General features: G+C 55.3%; 20 protein-coding genes. 11 read left to right on the forward strand and 9 right to left on the reverse strand.

The window, feature by feature from the left end; translation table 11 throughout:
• Window positions 1–196: 196 nt before the first annotated feature.
• A complete protein-coding gene (locus FOV68_RS11820) occupies window positions 197–1,135 on the reverse strand; it encodes a D-2-hydroxyacid dehydrogenase (RefSeq protein ID WP_143990920.1) in 939 nt (312 codons plus the stop codon).
• 220 nt (window positions 1,136–1,355) lie between these two features.
• Here FOV68_RS11820 and FOV68_RS11825 point away from each other — a divergent pair, with 220 nt between their 5' ends.
• The 3 genes from FOV68_RS11825 to FOV68_RS11835 all read left to right on the forward strand — a co-directional run bounded on the left by FOV68_RS11825 (window position 1,356) and on the right by FOV68_RS11835 (window position 4,355).
• A complete protein-coding gene (locus FOV68_RS11825) occupies window positions 1,356–1,775 on the forward strand; it encodes a DUF2946 domain-containing protein (protein ID WP_143990921.1) in 420 nt (139 codons plus the stop codon).
• A gap of 45 nt (window positions 1,776–1,820) precedes the next feature.
• The gene (locus FOV68_RS11830) at window positions 1,821–3,551 is read left to right on the forward strand and encodes a DUF2534 family protein (RefSeq protein WP_143990922.1); all 1,731 of its coding nucleotides are present in this window, start codon (window positions 1,821–1,823) and stop codon (window positions 3,549–3,551) included.
• 126 nt (window positions 3,552–3,677) lie between these two features.
• On the forward strand, window positions 3,678–4,355 hold the full coding sequence (locus tag FOV68_RS11835) for a pirin family protein (protein WP_039387753.1): 678 nt from the start codon (window positions 3,678–3,680) through the stop codon (window positions 4,353–4,355).
• A 45-nt stretch (window positions 4,356–4,400) separates the two neighbouring features.
• Here the strand turns inward: FOV68_RS11835 and FOV68_RS11840 are convergent, their stop codons facing one another.
• Window positions 4,401–4,628: a hypothetical protein gene (locus FOV68_RS11840; RefSeq protein ID WP_010247439.1), complete on the reverse strand. Its 228-nt coding sequence runs from the start codon at window positions 4,626–4,628 to the stop codon at window positions 4,401–4,403.
• Between the two features lie 172 nt (window positions 4,629–4,800).
• On the opposite strand from FOV68_RS11840, the gene FOV68_RS11845 reads away from it, so the two are divergent.
• The 6 genes from FOV68_RS11845 (at window position 4,801) to crtB (ending at window position 11,310) form a co-directional block, all read left to right on the forward strand.
• On the forward strand, window positions 4,801–5,331 hold the full coding sequence (locus FOV68_RS11845; protein WP_031593375.1) for a YtfJ family protein: 531 nt from the start codon (window positions 4,801–4,803) through the stop codon (window positions 5,329–5,331).
• A 217-nt stretch (window positions 5,332–5,548) separates the two neighbouring features.
• Window positions 5,549–6,457 (forward strand): polyprenyl synthetase family protein, encoded by a 909-nt coding sequence (locus tag FOV68_RS11850; protein WP_031593376.1) that lies wholly within the window; start codon window positions 5,549–5,551, stop codon window positions 6,455–6,457.
• Between the two features lie 9 nt (window positions 6,458–6,466).
• On the forward strand, window positions 6,467–7,762 hold the full coding sequence (locus FOV68_RS11855; protein WP_143990923.1) for a glycosyltransferase: 1,296 nt from the start codon (window positions 6,467–6,469) through the stop codon (window positions 7,760–7,762).
• Entirely contained in the window at window positions 7,749–8,909 is a 1,161-nt protein-coding gene (crtY, locus tag FOV68_RS11860) for a lycopene beta-cyclase CrtY (RefSeq protein WP_143990924.1), read from the forward strand. Before FOV68_RS11855 ends, crtY begins: the two co-directional genes overlap by 14 nt.
• Entirely contained in the window at window positions 8,906–10,384 is a 1,479-nt protein-coding gene (locus FOV68_RS11865; protein WP_031593380.1) for a phytoene desaturase, read from the forward strand. The genes crtY and FOV68_RS11865 overlap by 4 nt, the downstream gene beginning before the upstream one ends.
• The gene (crtB, locus tag FOV68_RS11870; protein ID WP_143990925.1) at window positions 10,381–11,310 is read left to right on the forward strand and encodes a 15-cis-phytoene synthase CrtB; all 930 of its coding nucleotides are present in this window, start codon (window positions 10,381–10,383) and stop codon (window positions 11,308–11,310) included. Before FOV68_RS11865 ends, crtB begins: the two co-directional genes overlap by 4 nt.
• Here crtB and FOV68_RS11875 read toward each other — a convergent pair.
• The 6 genes from FOV68_RS11875 to FOV68_RS11900 all read right to left on the reverse strand — a co-directional run bounded on the left by FOV68_RS11875 (window position 11,249) and on the right by FOV68_RS11900 (window position 17,710).
• Window positions 11,249–11,776 (reverse strand): sterol desaturase family protein, encoded by a 528-nt coding sequence (locus tag FOV68_RS11875; RefSeq protein ID WP_031593382.1) that lies wholly within the window; start codon window positions 11,774–11,776, stop codon window positions 11,249–11,251. The two genes, crtB and FOV68_RS11875, sit on opposite strands and share 62 nt — an antisense overlap.
• 208 nt (window positions 11,777–11,984) lie before the next feature.
• Window positions 11,985–13,094 carry a fimbrial protein gene (locus FOV68_RS11880; RefSeq protein WP_143990926.1) on the reverse strand — a complete coding sequence of 370 codons (1,110 nt, stop codon included), beginning with the start codon at window positions 13,092–13,094 and terminating at the stop codon, window positions 11,985–11,987.
• Window positions 13,095–13,110: 16 nt separating this feature from the next.
• Complete coding sequence (locus FOV68_RS11885) at window positions 13,111–15,561, reverse strand: fimbria/pilus outer membrane usher protein (protein WP_255473674.1); 2,451 nt, start codon at window positions 15,559–15,561, stop codon at window positions 13,111–13,113.
• Window positions 15,562–15,678: 117 nt separating this feature from the next.
• On the reverse strand, window positions 15,679–16,347 hold the full coding sequence (locus tag FOV68_RS11890; protein WP_143990927.1) for a molecular chaperone: 669 nt from the start codon (window positions 16,345–16,347) through the stop codon (window positions 15,679–15,681).
• 55 nt (window positions 16,348–16,402) lie between these two features.
• Complete coding sequence (locus FOV68_RS11895) at window positions 16,403–16,993, reverse strand: fimbrial protein (RefSeq protein WP_143990928.1); 591 nt, start codon at window positions 16,991–16,993, stop codon at window positions 16,403–16,405.
• Window positions 16,994–17,440: 447 nt separating this feature from the next.
• Window positions 17,441–17,710 carry a hypothetical protein gene (locus FOV68_RS11900; RefSeq protein ID WP_031593389.1) on the reverse strand — a complete coding sequence of 90 codons (270 nt, stop codon included), beginning with the start codon at window positions 17,708–17,710 and terminating at the stop codon, window positions 17,441–17,443.
• A 317-nt stretch (window positions 17,711–18,027) separates the two neighbouring features.
• Here FOV68_RS11900 and FOV68_RS11905 point away from each other — a divergent pair, with 317 nt between their 5' ends.
• Both FOV68_RS11905 and FOV68_RS11910 read left to right on the forward strand, forming a co-directional pair.
• Entirely contained in the window at window positions 18,028–18,570 is a 543-nt protein-coding gene (locus tag FOV68_RS11905; protein ID WP_143990929.1) for a thioredoxin domain-containing protein, read from the forward strand.
• A 252-nt stretch (window positions 18,571–18,822) separates the two neighbouring features.
• A complete protein-coding gene (locus tag FOV68_RS11910; RefSeq protein WP_010247476.1) occupies window positions 18,823–19,236 on the forward strand; it encodes an ASCH domain-containing protein in 414 nt (137 codons plus the stop codon).
• A 9-nt stretch (window positions 19,237–19,245) separates the two neighbouring features.
• On the opposite strand, the gene FOV68_RS11915 is transcribed toward FOV68_RS11910, so the two are convergent.
• Window positions 19,246–20,214: a HesA/MoeB/ThiF family protein gene (locus tag FOV68_RS11915; RefSeq protein WP_143990930.1), complete on the reverse strand. Its 969-nt coding sequence runs from the start codon at window positions 20,212–20,214 to the stop codon at window positions 19,246–19,248.
• Window positions 20,215–20,223: the final 9 nt, after the last annotated feature.

Raw genomic sequence — 20,223 nt, forward strand, 5'->3', positions numbered from 1 at the left:
TTCCTGAAGTGCTTACAACGGCTGATTCAGCCAGTTAAAGGCGCTAATTCCTGTAGCGCACGAACGTTTAAAGTCCTGATGGAAATAATGAAATTAATACCCTGATGACTAAACCGCGTAAAACGCTTTACCTGAATTCTACGAGATTGCTCTGAATATCAACCCATGTTGGGCATTAAAAACTATGCCACCTGACTCAGTTCACGACATTAATTGGCTCGCCCTGAATAAAGGCCGCGATATTGGCCATCACACCAGCCACCAGATTCTCCACGCCGCTGCGACTTGCCCAGGCGATGTGCGGTGTCAGCAGCAGAGTTGGCAGATCCGCCAGTAGCGGGTTATCCGGAGCGGGCGGTTCGCTGCTCAGCACATCCAGCGCCGCACCACCAATCTGCCCCTGCTTTAAGGCGGCAGCAAGATCGGCCTCGTTAATCAGTCCGCCACGTGCCGTGTTTATCAGCAGCGCCTGTGGCTTCATTTTATCCAGCGCCTCGCGATCAATCATCTGGCGGGTGATGTCACTCAGCGGGCAGTGCAGCGAAATGATATCGCTGGTCGCCAGCATCTGCTCAAAGCTGACATAACCGTCACGCACCCTTTCACTGCCTTTTCGCTCGGCGTACTGCACCTGCATTCCCAGCGCCTGGGCCAGCCTTCCGACCGCCTGGCCGATGTCGCCTTTGCCCACGATGCCCAGCGTGGCTCCGCCAATATCCCCTATCGGCTGATGATGCACACAGAAGTGCTTAGCCTGGGGCCAGACGATGCGGGTATTGCTGGCATAAGCCATCAGTTGACGGCGCAGGGCAAAAATCGCGGCTATCACCGCCTCTGAAACGCTCTGAGTCGAATAGCCTGGAACATTACTGACCACGATGCCGCGTGCGCGACAAGCATCAAGATCGATACAGTCATAGCCCGTCGCTGCGACACAGATAAAACGCAGTTCAGGCAGTTGTTGCAGTGTGTCTGCCCGCAACGGCATCTTATTGGTGATAGTGACCGTTGCGCCCGCCAGCGAAGACACAATGTCATCAACCGGGGTCTGCGCGCGAACCTCCCAGTCAGCCTGCTGTTGACCGGTCGGCAGGGGTACCGGCAGCGTGCCACCATCCAGCATTACAATTTTCATGTTTACTCCTTCATCGGGTTAGGTTAAACCGCAGGCGAATCATTAATGTTATTTGTATGTACGCTGCGGGTAACAAGTAAGTTAAATGATGCTGAAATTAAAGTGAAAATGTTCAAAGAGTGCGAATTTTTTCGGAACAGATGCCACTTTATTTAACCCTTTTATTCCCTTCGCGTTACACTGCCGCCCTGAATTCTGACCCCTTACATCCGTTAAAATAATGCCGAGATCTTCACTCAGACAACGACTCACCGCCGGTATTGCGATACTGGCCGTGCTGCTGTTGTTTGTTGCACCGATGATCTCAAAGAATCTCGCTGAGCATCATGCCAGGATGCAAGGCGCTTCGATCATGAGCGCAGAGATGCCGATGATGGATCATCACAGCGAGATGTCGATGGCGGACCACGGGATGATGATGGGCCCGGGCTTTGCCTGTGGCTACTGCGATCTGCTGGTGCATGTTCCGCTGATGCTCTGGGTTTTTATCCCGTTTATCTGGTGGATGTGCCTGATCAACCACGCCCCGCCGCCAGCGGCTATCAATCCACCCCAATGGCGACGGCTGTTGCGTCTTCATCGACCGCGCGCGCCACCCTTTATCACGTCACACTCACTGCTTACTTATCCGATTGCGTGACAACGTCACCTGATCGTCTTTGTCTTTTGAAAAGTGTGGAATGCTATGTCCTCTTCTCAGGAAATGTCCCCTGCATCGCGCGGCACGGTGTTTAATCTCTTTCGCCGCCTGCATTTTTATATCGGCCTGTTTATTGCGCCGTTTATTTTTGTCGCGGCACTCACCGGCACGCTCTACGTTCTGACACCGCAACTGGAACAGGCTATCTACCATGATGCCCTGACTACCGACGCACAAGGTGAGGCCCAACCGTTGTCCGCCCAGATTGCCGCTGCGCGAGCCCGTGCCGGTGAATCAGCACGCATTTACGCTGTGCGTCCGGCACCCGGCCCGCAGGATACAACCCGCGTGCAGTTTGCCGAGCCACAGCTTGGCCCATCGGAATCACGATCTCTGTTTATTGACCCCTACACCCTGCAGGTGAAAGGCGATTTGACGGTGTATGGCACCAGCGGTGTGTTGCCGCTGCGCATGTGGCTGGATCAGCTGCATCGCGGCCTGTTGCTGGGTGATTTTGGTCGTAACTACAGTGAACTGGCAGCTTCCTGGCTGTGGGTCGCCGCGCTGGGTGGTATCGTCTTATGGTCCGGCACCCGGCCACCGCGCACCCGCAACAAAGCACGGAGCGGCTTCGCGGCAACCCGTCACTGGCATGTCACGCTGGGGCTGCTGCTGGCAATCGGTCTGGTGTTCTTTTCAGTAACCGGGCTGACCTGGTCACAGTGGGCGGGCAATAATATTGAAAAGATGCGCAGCGACTTTGGCTGGAAAACGCCGCAGGTTAATACCGCGCTAAACGGCAACCCGCCCGCTGAAGCCGCCGATCCCCATGCTGACCATCGCGGCGCGATGGAAGGGATGACGATGTCCGGAATGACCATGCCGGCCAAAACCGCCGCGCCTGTGATTCTCAATCAGCCGAATGCCAGCTGGGATCAGGCGCTGGCAGCGGCGCGTCAGGCCGGACTGCACGCAGCGAAACTGGAACTACGCCAGCCTAAGAACGCTGAACAGGCGTGGACGGTTTCGGAGATTGACCGCAGCTGGCCAAGCCAGGTCGATGCGGTTTCAATTAATCCGACTGATTTTAGCGTGGTCGACCGCGTTGAGTTTGCCAGCTTCCCGCTGGTGGCGAAACTGACCCGCTGGGGCGTGGATGCGCATATGGGCGTGCTGTTTGGCCTGCCTAATCAGCTGATTCTGGCGCTGTCTGGCTTTGGACTCTGCACAATGATTGTGCTGGGCTACCGCATGTGGTGGATTCGTCGCCCGGCTGTTCCGCAGCTCAACCCCTCGCAGACGCTGTTATCCGCCTGGCTGGCGCTGCCGCGCTATGCACAGGGCACCAGTCTGATAGTGATGCTGGCGCTGGGATATGCCCTGCCCGTTATGGGTATCAGCCTGCTGGTGCTGGTGCTGCTGGATATTCAGCGCTGGCGCAGCGCACAGCGCGCCGCGGTCGTTCGCGTGGATGTCGCTCCGGACAAACAGTCGCCGCTTGCCATCGTCCAGTCGCGTTTTGCCGGGAAGCGCAAAGAGATGCGCTATTTTCTGCGCAGCGTGACGGTGCTGGCGCTGATTGTCATTACGGTGATGGCGAATGCGATGATTGGCGGAGTGATTGATCAGTATCAGATCCCCTTCAGTCACTGGTCGCTGACCATGTATATCACCCAGGCGATGATGATCCTGCTCTACTCCACGGTATTTACCGGGCTGTTGTCGATTCCACTCTGGTATTTCTTCCTCGGTGAGAGCGACGAACAGGGCAAGTAGGCTGGCAAGACACCCTAAACTCTATTATTCAAAATAACTGACGAAGCCGGGCAAAACTCCCGGCTTCTCAATTTCCGCCTGAGGTCTATGATCGTTGTTATGAGTCACTTTATTTGAGAGCAAATCATGAACATTGTGCGAGCTAATCCTGAACAATTGTTTGAGTACGGTCCTTTTACCGTCCGTCGCCAGCGTCCTGGCGAGGCGTTAAGCCCGCTGGTCAGTGTTGATCTGATGTCGCTAAAACTCGATGCCCGGATTCCGATGCAGCAGCATCAGGATGAAGAAGTTTTCACCTACCTGTGGCGTGGTTCGATGCAGCATCAGGACAGTAATGGCGAACGTACCCAGCTCTCTGCTAAACGCGTGATGGTGGTGAATGCGGGTGATGGCGTTCAATACGAAGAGTCGGTGCCGTTGTATGAAGCGGAACTGTTACAGGCGGTAATCCGGCCTGCACAGCAGGGCGGTGAAGCGATGACCCAGGTGCTGGAGCGTGAACAGGGCATTATGACTAATGGCTGGACCGAACTGGCCGGGCCGGAAGAGTCTGATGCGCCGCTGGAACTGCGCCAGGAAGTCTACATCTTCGACACACTGCTGGAGCGCAACCATACGCTGGACGTGCCGTCGATGCCGGGCTTTGTCGCTTATCTCACCGTGCTTGAAGGGATTATTCGCGTCGGCGATCAGCGACTGGGTCGCGGTGATGCCGTCAGCGGGCTGGATTCCAGCATTGAGATCGTGGGCGATCGGGATGCCAATCTGGTCTGCTTCCTGGTAAAGCCCGATAATTTTGCATAAAAAAGCGCGGGAACGTTCCCGCGCTCAGGTCCTGCTTAATACAGATTAAAGCGTGCTACGTTGCTGCATCGCCTGAACCCGTTTATAGGCATGATCAAACTGACGTACATCATCGCGCAGCCAGTGGCGTTGTGTCAGCGGTGCATCATCCAGCGCCTGCGGCAGCGGCACACCCGCCAGCGATCCCCGGCAGCAAAAGGCGCGCGCCAGCGTGGGGGTGGCAATGCCGATGTAACGGGCAAATTCAGGTAATGTCATCAGTGCTGTACTCATTTAACACCTCCTGTAAACACATTCTCCCCTGCATTTTCAGGCCAAATCCAGAATGCTTTTATTGATCTGAAACATAGATGTGGTACTAATCTTCTGCCTGCTAATGAAAGCGTTCACCGCGTCTGACGCAAACCGTGAAAGAAGTGAGGAACCCGTGCGCCATTATGGACTGATGATTGCCCTGCTGTTTTCCGGCTTTGCCACCGCCCACACCCTGACACCCGGTCAGCCTGTACCATCCGTCTTCGTTGCCGATAAAGGCGAAATGGTGCTGAATCAGGGCGACATAAATTATCAGCGCTGGAACAGTCAGACCCTGACCGGAAAAGTGCGTCTGGTGATTCATGTGGCGGGTCGTCTTTCAGCGAAGGATCAGAGTGCACGTTTAATCGAAGCCATTCAGCAGGCCAGCTTGCCGCGTGACCGTTTTCAGACCACCACCATCGTGAATACTGACGATGCGCTGCCCGGCAGTGCCATTTTTGTGGTGCGCAGCATCGCTTCCAGTAAAAAAGCGGCACCGTGGCAGCAATTCATAATCGACAGCAGTGGCGTAACCGCGCACAGCTGGCATCTTAAGCCGGAAAGCGCGTCCGTGGTGGTTATAGATCCGGCAGGCATTGTGCGCTTTGCTAAAGATGGCGCATTATCTGCGGAGGATGTCGCCAGCGTGATGAAACAGCTGCGCGCATTACTGGGTTAATTCACGCATAATGCCTGTCCGGCAATCGCTGCAAAACGCGGAATGATGCTGAATTCTCCGACATTTTTATTATCGTGAACTACTCTTAGTTGTAATGGATTACCCGCCGTTCTTTGAAAACCTGCCAACTATGCTATGGCAGTCGGGGACGATTATTGAAGATGGCATCGAATCATTCGACCTGCTGTGACTTCCTCTGTAGATAAGGACAGCCATGATGACGGTCTGTGCAGAACAACACGTCAATTTCATACACAGCGATGCAGCCAGCCTGTTGAACGACATTGAGCAACGGCTTGATCGGCTTTTACCGGTTGAAAGCGAACGTGACTTAGTGGGCGCTGCAATGCGCGACGGTGCGCTGGCACCAGGGAAGCGAATTCGTCCACTGCTGTTGCTGCTGGCAGCGCGCGATCTGGGCTGCAACGCAACACCTGCCGGCCTGCTTGATCTCGCCTGCGCGGTGGAGATGGTGCATGCCGCATCACTGATTCTGGATGACATGCCCTGCATGGATGATGCGCAACTGCGTCGCGGGCGTCCGACCATTCATTGCCAGTATGGTGAACATGTCGCAATTCTGGCCGCGGTGGCCCTGCTGAGTAAGGCATTCGGCGTGGTCGCTGCGGCAGAAGGCTTAACGGCAACCGCCAGAGCAGACGCTGTGGCAGAATTATCCCACGCAGTCGGCATGCAGGGGCTGGTGCAGGGGCAGTTTAAGGATCTCTCCGAAGGTGACAAGCCACGCAGCGCTGACGCCATTCTGATGACCAATCACTATAAAACCAGCACCCTGTTCTGCGCCTCCATGCAGATGGCCTCTATCGTGGCTGAAGCCTCAGGTGAAGCCCGCGAACAGCTGCACCGTTTTTCGCTTAATCTTGGTCAGGCTTTCCAGCTATTAGACGATCTCACTGACGGCATGGCCGACACGGGTAAAGATGCCCATCAGGATGACGGGAAATCAACGCTGGTGAATCTGCTGGGGCCACAGGCGGTTGAAACGCGACTGCGCGATCATCTGCGCTGCGCCAGCGAGCATCTGTTATCGGCCTGCCAGGACGGTTATGCCACACACCATTTTGTTCAGGCCTGGTTCGAGAAAAAACTCGCTGCCGTCAGTTAAGGATGCTGCATGAGCCACTTTGCGGTCATTGCACCGCCCTTCTACAGCCATGTGCAGGCGCTTCAGCATCTAAGCCAGGCCTTAATCGCACGCGGACACCAGATCACTTTCATCCAGCAGACGGACGTTAGCGCGCTACTCACCGATAGCCGTATCGGCTTTTTCCCGCTGGGTTTAGCCTCGCATCCGGCGGGCAGTCTGGCTCACACCCTGCAACTGGCGGCGCATCCTCTCGGCCCCTCAATGCTGAAACTGATCAATGAGATGGCCCGCAGCACCGATATGCTCTGTCGTGAACTGCCCGTGGTGCTGAGTACCCTGGCGGTTGATGGCGTGATCGTCGATCAGATGGAGCCAGCCGGTGCACTGGCGGCAGAAGCGCTGAACCTGCCTTATGTTTCGGTTGCCTGTGCGCTGCCACTTAACCGTGAAGCAGATTTCCCGCTGGCTGTGATGCCGTTTGACTATGCCAGGACCGATCAGGCACGGGAACGCTATCGCACCAGTGAAAAAATCTATGACTGGCTGATGCGGCGTCACGATCGGGTGATCGCCCGCAACGCTCATGCGATGGGATTAGCACCACGGGAAAAACTGCATCACTGTTTTTCACCGCTGGCGCAGATCAGCCAGCTGATCCCGGAACTGGATTTCCCCCGCCAGGCGCTGCCCGATCATTTCCATTCGGTTGGCCCGCTGCGTACCACTGAACCGGCACCCGCCGCATCTCAGCCTCGCTACTTCACGCATGGCGACAGACCGCGCATTTTTGCTTCACTCGGCACGCTGCAGGGACATCGCTACGGCCTGTTTAAAACCATCGTCCGCGCCTGCCAGGAGATCGATGCTCAGTTATTGCTGGCGCATTGCGGTCGGTTGTCACCTTTCCAGGCGGAGAAACTGGCGCAGGCCAGCCATGTTCAGGTGGCCGATTTTGCCGATCAGGCGGCTGCACTGGCGCAGGCCGATCTTGCCATTACGCACGGCGGCATGAATACGGTGCTGGATGGAATTAACCATCTGACGCCGCTGCTGACGATCCCGCTGGCCTTTGATCAACCGGGTGTGGCTGCAAGAGTGGTCTGGCACGGTATCGGACGTCGCGCCTCACGCTTTACCACCAGTCACTCCATGGCGCGTCAGCTCCAGACCTTACTGGCGGATGAAAGCTACGTTCAGCAGATGAAAACGCTGCGTACCGCACTTCGTCAGGCGGGCGGAACAACCCTTGCGGCGGACATCGTCGAACAGGCGATGCTGACCCGCCAGCCGGTGCTCACCAGGAGAGACTATGCCACGGTATGATCTGATTCTGGTGGGTGCGGGACTGGCCAACGGACTGATCGCCCTGCGCCTGCGGCAGCAGAGGCCCTCCATGCGTATTCTGCTGATTGACGCCGAACGTGAACCGGGTGCCAATCACACGTGGTCGTTTCATGCGGAAGATCTCACTGAAACGCAGCATCGCTGGATCGCTCCGCTGGTGGTACACCACTGGCCTGAGTATGAGGTCCGCTTTCCCCAACGCAGTCGCAGTCTGAACAGTGGCTATTTTTGCGTGACTGCGGAGCGCTTCGCGCAGGTCATCCGCGACAGGTTTGCGCCGGATCTGCTGCTGAATACCCGGGTTGCGGGCATCGCTTCACGCGCGGTTACGCTGGACGATGGCCGGGTGCTGGAGAGTGACGCAGTGATTGATGGCCGTGGCTATCAGCCCGATGCCGCGCTGCGCATGGGCTTCCAGTCGTTTGTCGGACAGGAGTGGCAGCTCAGCGAGCCACATGGCCTGACCGCGCCGATCATCATGGATGCCACGGTAGATCAGCAGGCAGGCTATCGCTTTGTCTACAGCCTGCCCTTTTCTGCAGACACCCTGCTGATTGAAGATACCCACTACATTGATAACGCCACGCTGGAAGGCGATCGCGCCCGTCAGAATATCCGCGACTATGCTGCGCAGCAGGGGTGGCGATTAGACCGCCTGCTACGCGAAGAGCAAGGCGCATTACCCATTACGCTGACCGGTGACGTGGCCGCCTTCTGGCAGAAACGCGATTTGCCCTGCAGCGGTTTGCGTGCCGGTTTATTCCATCCCACTACCGGCTATTCTCTGCCGCTGGCGGTCGCGCTGGCTGACCGGCTGGCGCAGATGCAGACGTTTACCTCTGAGACTCTGCACGCCACCATTCAGCAATTCGCCAGTCAGGCCTGGCAGCAACAGCGCTTCTTCCGCATGCTGAACCGTATGCTGTTTCTGGCGGGCGCGGCTGACCAGCGCTGGCAGGTGATGCAACGTTTTTACGGCCTTCCCGAAGGTCTGATCGCCCGTTTTTATGCGGGAAAACTCACTTTGCCTGATCGGCTGCGCATCTTAAGCGGCAAGCCCCCGGTCCCCGTTCTGGCGGCGTTACAGGCTATTATGACTCCTCACCGTCAACAGGCGATGCAATGAATAGAACTACAGTAATTGGCGCAGGCTTTGGTGGTCTGGCCCTGGCCATTCGCCTTCAGGCGTCAGGCGTTCCCACCCGACTGCTGGAGCAGCGTGACAAGCCTGGCGGCCGGGCTTATGTCTATCAGGATCAGGGCTTCACGTTTGATGCCGGCCCCACGGTAATCACCGATCCCAGCGCCATTGAAGAGCTGTTCACCCTGGCGGGTAAAAAGCTCTCTGACTATGTCGAGCTGATGCCGGTGAAGCCGTTTTATCGCCTCTGCTGGGAGTCCGGCAAGGTGTTCAGTTATGACAACGATCAGCCCGCGCTGGAAGCGCAGATTGCCGCGTTTAATCCGCGTGACGTTGAAGGATATCGGCGCTTTCTGGCCTATTCCCGAGCGGTGTTTGCTGAAGGCTATCTGAAACTTGGCACCGTGCCGTTTCTGTCATTCCGCGACATGCTGCGGGCCGCGCCTCAGCTGGCAAAACTTCAGGCGTGGCGCAGCGTTTACAGCAAAGTGGCGAGCTACATTGAAGATGAGCATCTGCGTCAGGCCTTCTCTTTCCACTCACTGCTGGTGGGCGGAAATCCGTTTGCCACTTCCTCAATCTATACCCTGATTCATGCGCTGGAACGTGAATGGGGCGTCTGGTTCCCGCGCGGTGGCACGGGCGCGCTGGTGCAGGGCATGGTGAAACTGTTTGAAGATCTGGGCGGCGAAGTGGAACTTAATGCCAGCGTTGCTCGGCTGGAGACCCAGGAAAACAGGATCACCGCGGTGCACCTGAAAGATGGCCGGGTCTTCCCGACCCGCGCGGTTGCCTCCAACGCAGATGTGGTTCACACCTACCGCGAACTGCTGAGCCAGCATCCCGCTTCGCAGGCGCAGGGACGGTCACTGCAGAACAAACGCATGAGCAACTCGCTGTTTGTGATCTATTTTGGCCTGAATCATCATCACGATCAGCTGGCGCACCACACGGTCTGCTTTGGTCCGCGTTATCGTGAGTTGATTGATGAGATCTTTAACAAAGATGGCCTGGCAGAGGACTTCTCGCTCTATCTGCATGCGCCCTGCGTGACCGATCCCTCACTGGCACCGGAAGGCTGCGGTAGCTACTACGTGCTGGCGCCGGTACCGCATCTCGGCACCGCCGATATTGACTGGTCCGTTGAAGGTCCGCGCCTGCGCGATCGCATTTTCGACTATCTGGAACAGCACTACATGCCGGGCCTGCGCAGCCAGTTGGTGACGCATCGCATCTTCACGCCGTTTGATTTCCGCGATGAGCTGAATGCGTATCAGGGCTCGGCCTTCTCGGTGGAGCCGATCCTGACCCAAAGCGCCTGGTTCCGGCCTCACAACCGCGATAAAAATATTAATAATCTCTATCTGGTCGGTGCAGGCACCCATCCTGGCGCGGGCATTCCTGGCGTGATTGGCTCGGCCAAGGCTACCGCAGGATTAATGCTGGAGGATCTGGCTTGAATAGTCCGTCACTGCTCGATCATGCCGTAGACACTATGGAAGTAGGATCGAAAAGCTTTGCCACCGCGTCAAAACTGTTTGATGCCAAAACCCGACGCAGCGTGCTGATGCTCTACGCCTGGTGCCGTCACTGTGATGATGTGATTGACGATCAGGTTCTGGGATTCAGCAACGATACGCCATCGCTGCAATCCTCCGAACAGCGCCTGGCGCAGCTGGAGATGAAAACGCGTCAGGCCTATGCCGGATCGCAGATGCATGAGCCCGCCTTTGCTGCCTTTCAGGAGGTGGCGATGGCACACGATATTCTGCCTGCTTACGCTTTTGATCATCTGGCGGGGTTTGCGATGGACGTGCATGAGACACGCTATCAGACGCTGGATGATACGCTGCGTTACTGTTACCACGTTGCGGGCGTGGTTGGCCTGATGATGGCGCAGATTATGGGCGTACGCGACAACGCCACGCTGGATCGCGCCTGCGATCTCGGTCTGGCGTTTCAACTGACCAATATTGCGCGCGATATCGTTGAAGATGCTGAAGCGGGACGCTGCTATCTGCCCGCTGCGTGGCTGGCTGAAGAGGGACTGACCCGAGAGAATCTCGCCGATCCGCAAAATCGCCAGGCATTAAGCCGCGTCGCCCGTCGGCTGGTGGAAACGGCAGAGCCCTATTATCGATCGGCGTCGGCTGGCCTGCCGGGTTTACCGCTGCGTTCAGCATGGGCGATTGCTACCGCGCAGCAGGTCTATCGTAAAATCGGTATGAAGGTGGTTCAGGCGGGTTCACAGGCGTGGGATCAACGCCAGTCCACCAGCACGCCAGAGAAACTGGCACTGCTGGTGGCGGCATCGGGTCAGGCGGTTACTTCCCGGGTGGCGCGTCACGCTCCACGCCCCGCTGACCTCTGGCAGCGCCCCGTTTAACGCCATGACGTTCTCGCAGCGTCGCCTGCAGTTTTGACAGCGGCGGCGCGTAAAGAAAGCCAAACGAGACACAGCCCTCTTTGCCTCGTACCGCATGATGCATGCGGTGCGCCATATAAAGCCTGCGTAAATAACCCCGGCGCGGAACATAGCGGAATGGCCAGCGCTGATGCACCAGGCCATCATGCACAATAAAATAGAGCAGGCCGTAGAGCGTCATACCCGCACCGATCCACTGCAAGGGCCAGACACCCGTGCTGCCCAGATAAATGAGCAAAATCGACAGAGCCGCGAACACCACGGCATAGAGGTCGTTAACCTCAAACCAGCCTTTATGCGGTTCATGATGTGACAGATGCCAGCCCCAACCCCAGCCATGCATAATGTATCTGTGCGCCAGTGCAGCCGTTATCTCCATTCCGATAACAGTGACCAGAACAATCAGGGCATTCCAAATCCACAACATAGTTTCTCCCGAACATGCATCCTGCAAAGTGGCGCAGAGGTTCAATTTTAACAGAGATTGGGGAAAACAGCGGGTCGGGTGTGCCGGTTTTAACGATTGCTGCAGGAGATAGCCCGGATAATGATTGTGTCAGCGCTCAGGGTAGAAAAGTGTGGCGCATTCAGCATGCATCACACCGTTGCCACCTGTAATGCACAGTCTGAACAACCTAGTTATAAACCAGGTTAAAGGTCACTGTGCTGTCCGCTTTGCCCGCCATAACCTGCCCGTCGGTCTGAATATATTGCGCGTTAAACGCCATCGACTTCGTCTGATTGGGTGAGGAGATCGTCGTCAGCACCGGCAGTTGATCGGTCGGCACATTCAGAGGGACCCGCTGGCCTTCAGGAACCTGCAGGCCCGACCCATAGGTCAGGGCAATGCCCACACCTGAAGCAGAGTTGCTCTGTGGCGTCAGGCTAAGGGCATCCTTATCACCCGCAGTAGTCATACCGAAGAAGCCCACTTTAACCGCTGCACTGTGTTCACACATCACCTGAATCTGAAAACCTTTTTCACTTCCCGCCCGGCTACCGATACCGCTAAACTCTGCCTTACTCACTTTTCCCATCTCCACATTAATCACGGACCGGGAGGTGACAACGGCACAGCTGCCATATTGCACGGTAAAGCTGGAGAGGAAGATCTGCGGCTTATCATTGATCGGCTGACTACTGGCTGCACTATCCCCCACCTTTAAGCTGGCATTGCCAATATTCACCTCACCGACATTGGCCGGTTGATTGCCTGGATTAAGCGGCGATTGCTGGCCCGGGATTTTATAGAATACCACATAGGACTGAAGTGTAATGTCATGTGCAGAATTCAACTGTGGGCCGGTCTGGGAATTACAGATCGAGCTAATTTTGCCCTTGCCGCTGGTATCAGAGAAGGTACCGGCGCACCAGGAGGGCTCCCTGAAACCGATAGCGAATCCGATGCTGTCTACTCCCGGCACACGATATATTGGCGTATTATGACCGCCCGCAATATTCGTCTGTAAGCCGGACTCTTCGGCGTTAATCTCAAACCCCAGATCCTTGTAGTTATAGCCCTGCTCACCGCTGTTTTTATTACAGGTAAAGGCATTACTGCTTTGCAGAGGCATCTGCGCCGAGATGGCCGTGCCATCGGCTGCGCCCGGCACATAGTTGACGTTTTGCACCTGTACCACAACCTGACTGATACCCTGACAGGACTCCTGCCCCAGCGCCTGCAAACAAACCAGCGCCGGGATCATCACTATGATCCCTGTCATTAGTCGCTGAACTGATTTCATCTTAACTTCCTGTGCATTACTGACAAACCGCAGAGACCAGTCTGACCGGATTAGTACCGGTGGCTGCTGGCAGACGGAATGGTGCGTGACAGCTTTTCTGCCCTCCCTCATCCTGCCAGCTCACCACGATGACGCCCTTAGCCGGTACACCGCTCAGATAAAGTTCTCCTTTTTCGGCCACGATGCCGCTGGTACTGCTCTGTTTACCCGCGGCGGCAAGTGCGACCTGGCCAGCCGCACCGAAGGGCGGAAATGTGTTGTGCCAGGTAAGGGTGAACAGCACCCTGTTACCTACGTGGGTGGCATAGTCCGCCATCACAATCGCTCCACGCGTAGGGATAGCCTTTTGCCCATCCAGTTCGACGTCAACGTTGTCGGGCAGCGTATCCGTTTCCAGTTCGATAGCGTTTTCCTGGTAGGGCGAGAGTGAAGGCACAATCGCATATCCGCGGCCATCAGTGACCACTTTGCTGCCGCTCTGGATGCCCACATCTGCCGTATCCGGTACCCTAACAATCGCGAAGGTATCGCCCAGCGGCTGGCTCAAAGTAATGCCGTGTTCATGCGCGACGATCCCACCCGACAGGCCATAGTTAAACTGGCTGCTGTGTCGATCGTGACTGACCCCGACACTGACGCTGCCGCGACTGCCGCGATAGTCCAGCGAGCCGTTGCTGTTCACGTTCTGTCCCTGACTGTCATGGCCCTGTTGCAGGTTGTAGTGCAGGTTATCGTCCTGCAACGCGCTGCCCGAAAGACTGACCTGCTGAGACACATCGCCATCATTGGTGGCATTCATGCTGTAGCTGACGGAGCTGTCTGGCAGCAGCGCGCTGAAGGGGATGGAGACATTAAAAGAGACCGCGCGATCAGCTTTACGGGCACTGGTCGAGTCGGTGTAAAACCAGGCGACACCCCAGGAAATGGCTTTGTAATTGCTGTAGAAGCCCAGATGTAATGTGCGATCTTCATTGTCTGATCGCCAGTAGCGCTGAACATACGCGGAGGCACTGAGGCTGCCATAATCACCGATACCCTGAGAGACTGAAATTTCTGAGCGACTGCGTTTATTTGCCACATAGCTTGCCGGACTGGTCATCGCATTGGCCTCGCTGAAGGCGTAAAAACCGCTGGAGGAGTAGCGATAGCTTGCCATGCTGAAAGAGGTATTGGTGGAGGCAAAATTTTTCTGATATTGCGCACGCAGCGACTGACCACTCCGGCTTTGTCCTTCAGGCATACGGGTTTTTGCCAGAGTCAAATCGGTTCCCAGCGAGCCAAAATCACCCAGGCTTTTACCCAGGCCCGCCGCCACTGCGTGATAGTTTTGCGCAACCTGCAGGCCACCAAAGGCGGTAAAGTCATGTGGCAGTCCGTAGAACAGTGTGGATTGCAAAAATTCAGGCGTACGCAGGTTGCTGCTGCCTGAGTAATGATAACGACCGCCACTGACGCTGTATTTCAGATGCCCCTGACGCAGCATATAAGGCACGGCAGAGTAAGGCTGAGTGAAGGAGCGCACTGAACCATCACTTTCATGGATAGTGATGTCGAGGTCACCGCTCTGGGACGTGGGATAGAGATCTTTGATTTCGAACGCGCCGGGTGCGACCACGGTTTCATAAATCACATAGCCATGCTGGCTTACCGTTACCCGCGCATTGCTATGGGCGATGCCGTGGATCAACGGGGCGAAGCCGCGCTGGCTTTCCGGAAGCATGGTGTCATCAGACATGATCTGCATACCGCGAAACTGCACGCTGTCAAAAACTTCGCCGGTCGTATAGGTATCTCCTACCCGAAACTGGCTTTTCAGTGCCTTAAGATCCCGCTCCAGAAAGGTGGTTTGAGACTGCCATTGACTGACCTGATCGTAGCGCCATGTGGACGTGTTACGCAGCCGCCATGCACCAAGATTGGCCCCGCTGCGCAGGCTGAGTAGCGTCGAGTTCCAGCGGTCACGCTGATTGCGGCTGCTGCTGCCAGAAAGGGTATAGTTCACAAAAGCAGCCGATACACCCTCATCCCAGCGTGCAGGATCGACATAATCGCGATCTTTCACCATCAGCGCGATTTGTGGAATTGAAAGGTTTAACTGCTGATATGCGAAATCAAAGTGGGTCGATGCTTCGGGAATGAAATCGCCTAACTCTTCGATGGCCTCATCTCTTTTCAGATGGGTGAGCGCGGAAAAACCGTTGACGTTCACCCCCATCGCGGCCAGCTCTGCCACCGTCAGTTGCGGAACCAGCCCGGCTCTGCCCTGCACGAAGCTGACATCCCGGCTATCAATAACTCTGTTGTTGAGCAACAGCGTGACATGATACGTGCCGGGTTGCTGTCCGCCCTCACGAGCAAAATAGTGGAGATCGGTGGCGTGATGTTGATCGGATGAAAATTCCAGCGCCGCCGGGTCAAAATAGTCATCCGCGCGAGCACCACGTGGCGGGCAGAACAAAATCAGCATTAACCAGGGAGAGGCATAAAGCGGCTTTGCGTACCTTCTGTTTCCTCTCTGAGCGTGCTGATCAACTTTCACTGATGATGGTCCCGGGTTTAAAACAAAATAAATTACAAATAACAACTAGCGCGTACGTTGTTCGGTAATGCCGCCATAGTCGTTGATTGCAGACCAGGTCACTGCGCCGGAATCAGCGACGCACCAGTGCCGATCTTCTCCAGGGCCAATCATGCCAGGATCCTGTATCTCGTGATGATTAACGCTGAGCGAATAAAATGAGACAAAGTAAGGCGTTGGGTTATGCACAATCAGCTGATTGCCTTCATGGCGGAATGAGAGTTGCTGCCAGGCATCAGCCGGATTACCCGGCAATCCTTTTGGCCGATAAAAAAGCTTAAATTTCGATTTAATATTGACCTGAAGCTGGTTACTTTTCTCGCGTGGCGTCGGTGAGATAGATTTCACATTCAGCCAGAACACCGATTCACGATCTTTCGGCAGGGGCATCCCCAGATAATTAATCCTTAACAGATTCTCTTTTTCCGCATCAAGCCGGAATAGCGGTGGCGTAACAATAAATGGTCCCCGGGAATGATTATTTTGATCAAAGTTCTCTATCCAGGATTCAACCAGATACGGCGTATTTTTATCCTGATTGGTGACTGAAAGTGTTGCCTCCTTTTTTCCTTCCACAAAAATAATACGCGTCCCTCCCATTACCACACCCGCATGGGCAGCCATGCTCAGCATGCACGCAGAAAAGAGTGAAATAAGTCTTATTACCTTAAACATAGATATTTGTGCCATTGATATTTCGGAGGGGAAGCAGGGTTACCCCTGCTATTAATCAGTTATAAATCATCACAAAGTTAGAGACTGAGTTGGCAGCACCGACGGCAATTGGCGCACCATCGCTTTTATAATCGGCAAAGAAATTTAAGTCGGCAGAACCTCCCTCTTCAGCCGCCACCACGTTGACTGCTTTGGAGACAGATCCAATCGCAATTGGCGTGCTGCGGTCAGCTTCATAAAGTTTAATTCCCACGCCGGACGCGCCACCGCTGGTAACTTTCAGCAGGGAGTTGTCACCGCTATCTTTGTCGCCATCAAACAGGACAGCCACCGTTTTAACTGATGAAGGACAATCCTTCACAGAGATAGTGAATGGCGTTTCCGTAGTTTCGTTACGGCTTTCGAAATACGATTTCGCCCATTTACCTAAATCAACGCTCTGGTTTTTACTGGCGGTAGAAACGTCACAGGAAACATCGGTAATTTCGCCGGTAAATTTCACTTCACCACCGGCACCCTTTGTACCGGCTGCTGCTCCCGGATTAGGAGTAATCGGTGATGGGCCATCAGCAGGCGTTGCTAATGCTGATCCGGACACCATAAGTCCAGCCAGTGCCACGGGCAGAATATGTTTTCTGATATTCATCAAACCTGTCTCTTTTTAATACATGCAAAGTGGCTGTAATTAGTCACCTGATGGATAAATATGCATTTACAGAAATGCGCCAACATAACAACCCGAGGTTTATTATGTTGCTGCTATATTAGCCTCTCACGGCTATATAAAAATTAAACGAGACGTTTAGGTTCTTACACAAAAGATATACATTAGCAGCCTTCCTTGATCCACATCAGTTTAAGAAGGTGAAAAATTATTTATTGAAAATAATATTTTTACTAAGAAGGCACTTAATATAAACCTTAAATATATAACTATTCCAGAATGCGAATATATAAGTTGGCCGCCGGGGAAATTATGCGATAGTGGAAGTTCTCAGCGGTGATTAGCAGCGGCTCACATCGGGTTTTACATCATCAGCCACACCAGGTTTTCGACTTGCGTGATTTTCACTGATGCCGCGAGCCAGTCAGCTCAAAGCAAATCGTGACCTATGGGAGTACGAAAAGCGTGGCGTGCCGCGGTCATTAACTGACTGGCGGTGACGGTCGTAGGTAATCGCATCAGAATTTTGCTCGCCTGCCAGTAACAGAGCAGCATGACCTCATCCTCCTCTTTTTCAGCCAGTTCATGCAGCCGGGCGCGCAGTGATAACACATCAATGGTCTGCTGCTCGTCAAGCATGTCAGAGATCGTCTGATTGATGACGTGATGGAGAGTTTTCCAGGTGAGATCGGTATGCAAAATTAACCTCTTCTAACGCTTATCAGCTCCGGGCAAACAAACAGCAGTGAAGCAGCTTAAATGGCTGTATCCTGCAAAAGATTGCACACTGCTGACAACTATAGCTGTACATGGGCGGCTACGCCGTGCCAGCAGTTGAAAATGCCAAAGTTTGTAATTCTAACGACTAATGGACCTGCCTGTCGCGTATTACACGCGACTCATCAGCTGATTGCTGTTTTTTGTAACAATTACAGCTGATTCTTAACTGGCTGATGTCAGAGGGATTTGCCAGGGTAAACAGGTTTCCCGTCTCGTTAATGTTCAAGGAGTTGTCGATGAGTCAGCACGCTGATGTACTGGTATGGGGCCACGGCCCTGAGATCTTTGAAGTCTTTCTGGAACCCACCTGTCCTTTTTCGGTGCGCGCCTTCAATAAATTCGACGCGTTACTGGCGCACGCGGGTGAAGAGAACATCACCCTGAAGATCCGTCTGCAATCACAGCCGTGGCACCTCTATTCCGGGCTGATAGTGCACTATATCCTTGCCGCCGCCTGCGAAAGTAAAGAGACCGCGAAAAAGGTCATGCAGGCGGTAGCCGATCACCGTGAAGAGTTTGAGTTCACCGATCACTGTACCGGTCCGAACCGCGATGCCACGCCGAATCAGATCCTCGCCCGCCTGAAAGAGGTCAGCGGCGTGGATGCCAGCGCCGCATTTGATCAGCCCGACCTGCAGAAAGCCATTAAATGGCACTGCAAGTATGCGCGTCAGAACGGTATTCACGTTTCACCGACTTTTATGGTTAACGGTCTGGTACAGCCCGAAATCAGCAGCGGTGACGATATAGCGCACTGGGCAAGCTTTCTGATTCGTTAATCTTAGTGCGCGGCTGTGCCTGGCCGCGCCAGACTGACTCTCTCCTTTGCGACCTCACTCACGTGTTAACTCAATATCCTGATAATTAAGCCTGTTTTCCTATGTGGAGGCCGGGTAAGCTGTACCGCTATCAGCAGCAGACGGTGGGAATACAGCCGCTGCCGCTGTTCATCTTAACGGCACCGCTGGCCTGCATGGCGATAACCTGACGTTACGCCGGGCCCGCACGCCCAATTCATTGAGGATTTGCTGATGACGATGACACTGCAACAACTGCAGGACAAATATCCGGGTGCCTTCACAGATGCATTCGGTGACTCCCCGGAATTAGCCAGCGAGCTCGCAACGCTGATTATTGCCGGTAAGAAAGTGGCCACCTGCGGGTCGTTGCGGAGCTGGCAGGATCAGGAAGCATTGCCTCAACCGGGCGGTTACAGCATTGTTCTCAACGGCGAACAGCAACCCGTCTGCGTGATCCGCACCACCGGCTTGTTCCTGACGCGCTTTGACCGCGTGACGCCCGAGATGGCGATGCTGGAGGGTGAAGGCGATCTGAGCCTCGACCACTGGCGTCAGGAACATCAGCGCTACTTCGAGCGTGAAGGCTATTTTCACAGCGAAATGGAGCTGATCTTCGAGACGTTCCAGCTGGTTGAGGTAGTCTAAACCGGCACGCTACAGCGTGTTTGCCGCCACCAGCGCCAGCCGCGTAATCCCCCGCGCGGCGAGGTTCTCAGCCGCCTGGGCTGCGCGCATGCCACTGGCACACACCAGTACCACACGCTGATCGACCGGCGGCTGCCAGTCCGCTATCTGCTGCGGCAGAATCCGCACCACCCGATCGGCCACACTGACCGGTGCCTCTTCCAGGCTGCGCAACTCCACTATGCAATCATCCTCCATGAGCATGGCCCGATCGATAAAGGGCGTGCCGGGCGCGTCAGGTTCAGGTGCGTCATCAAAACGAAACTGCCTGATATGCCAGTCAACAAAGTCACAGTGGATCATGCAGCCGAGCGGCGATGGCGTCAGTTTTAACAATACGCTCAGCGCCATCTGCGCCTGCATTGCGCCCAGCGTTGCTACCGCCGGTCCCATTACGCCTGCCGTATTGCAGTTACCCGAGGCCGTGGGCAACTGCGGGAACAGCGCGCGATAGCCAGGCGCACCGCCGCAGAATCCGCCAACATAGCCTTTGCGTCCCAGCACCGAGGCGCAGATCAGCGGCAGGCCTGCCGGATAACAGGCGTCGGAGAGCTGATAAGTCATAGCGAAGTTATCCGCCGCATCCACCACCAGCTCGATTCCTTCCAGCGCCTGCGGCAGTTGACTGGCGCTTAGCGCGTATGGATGCGCCTCAACGTGGCAGTCAGGATTGCGCTGCGCCAGCGCACGCTGAGCGCAAAATACTTTCTGCTGACCCACATCGTCGACGCCAAACAGCGTCTGCCGGTGGAGGTTGTGCAGTTCAACCCGATCGCCATCGTAAAGACGGATAAATCCCACACCCGCGCCTGCCAGTAACGGCAGCAACGTTGCACTAAGCCCGCCCGTTCCCACGACCAGCACCCTTGCCCTGCTCAGCCGCTGCTGCCCCGCTTCACCGATCTCTGGCAACATCGTCTGTCGCTGATAACGCTCCATCGCTGCTCC

This window comes from Pantoea sp. paga (assembly GCF_007558755.1).
GTDB lineage: Bacteria > Pseudomonadota > Gammaproteobacteria > Enterobacterales > Enterobacteriaceae > Pantoea > Pantoea agglomerans.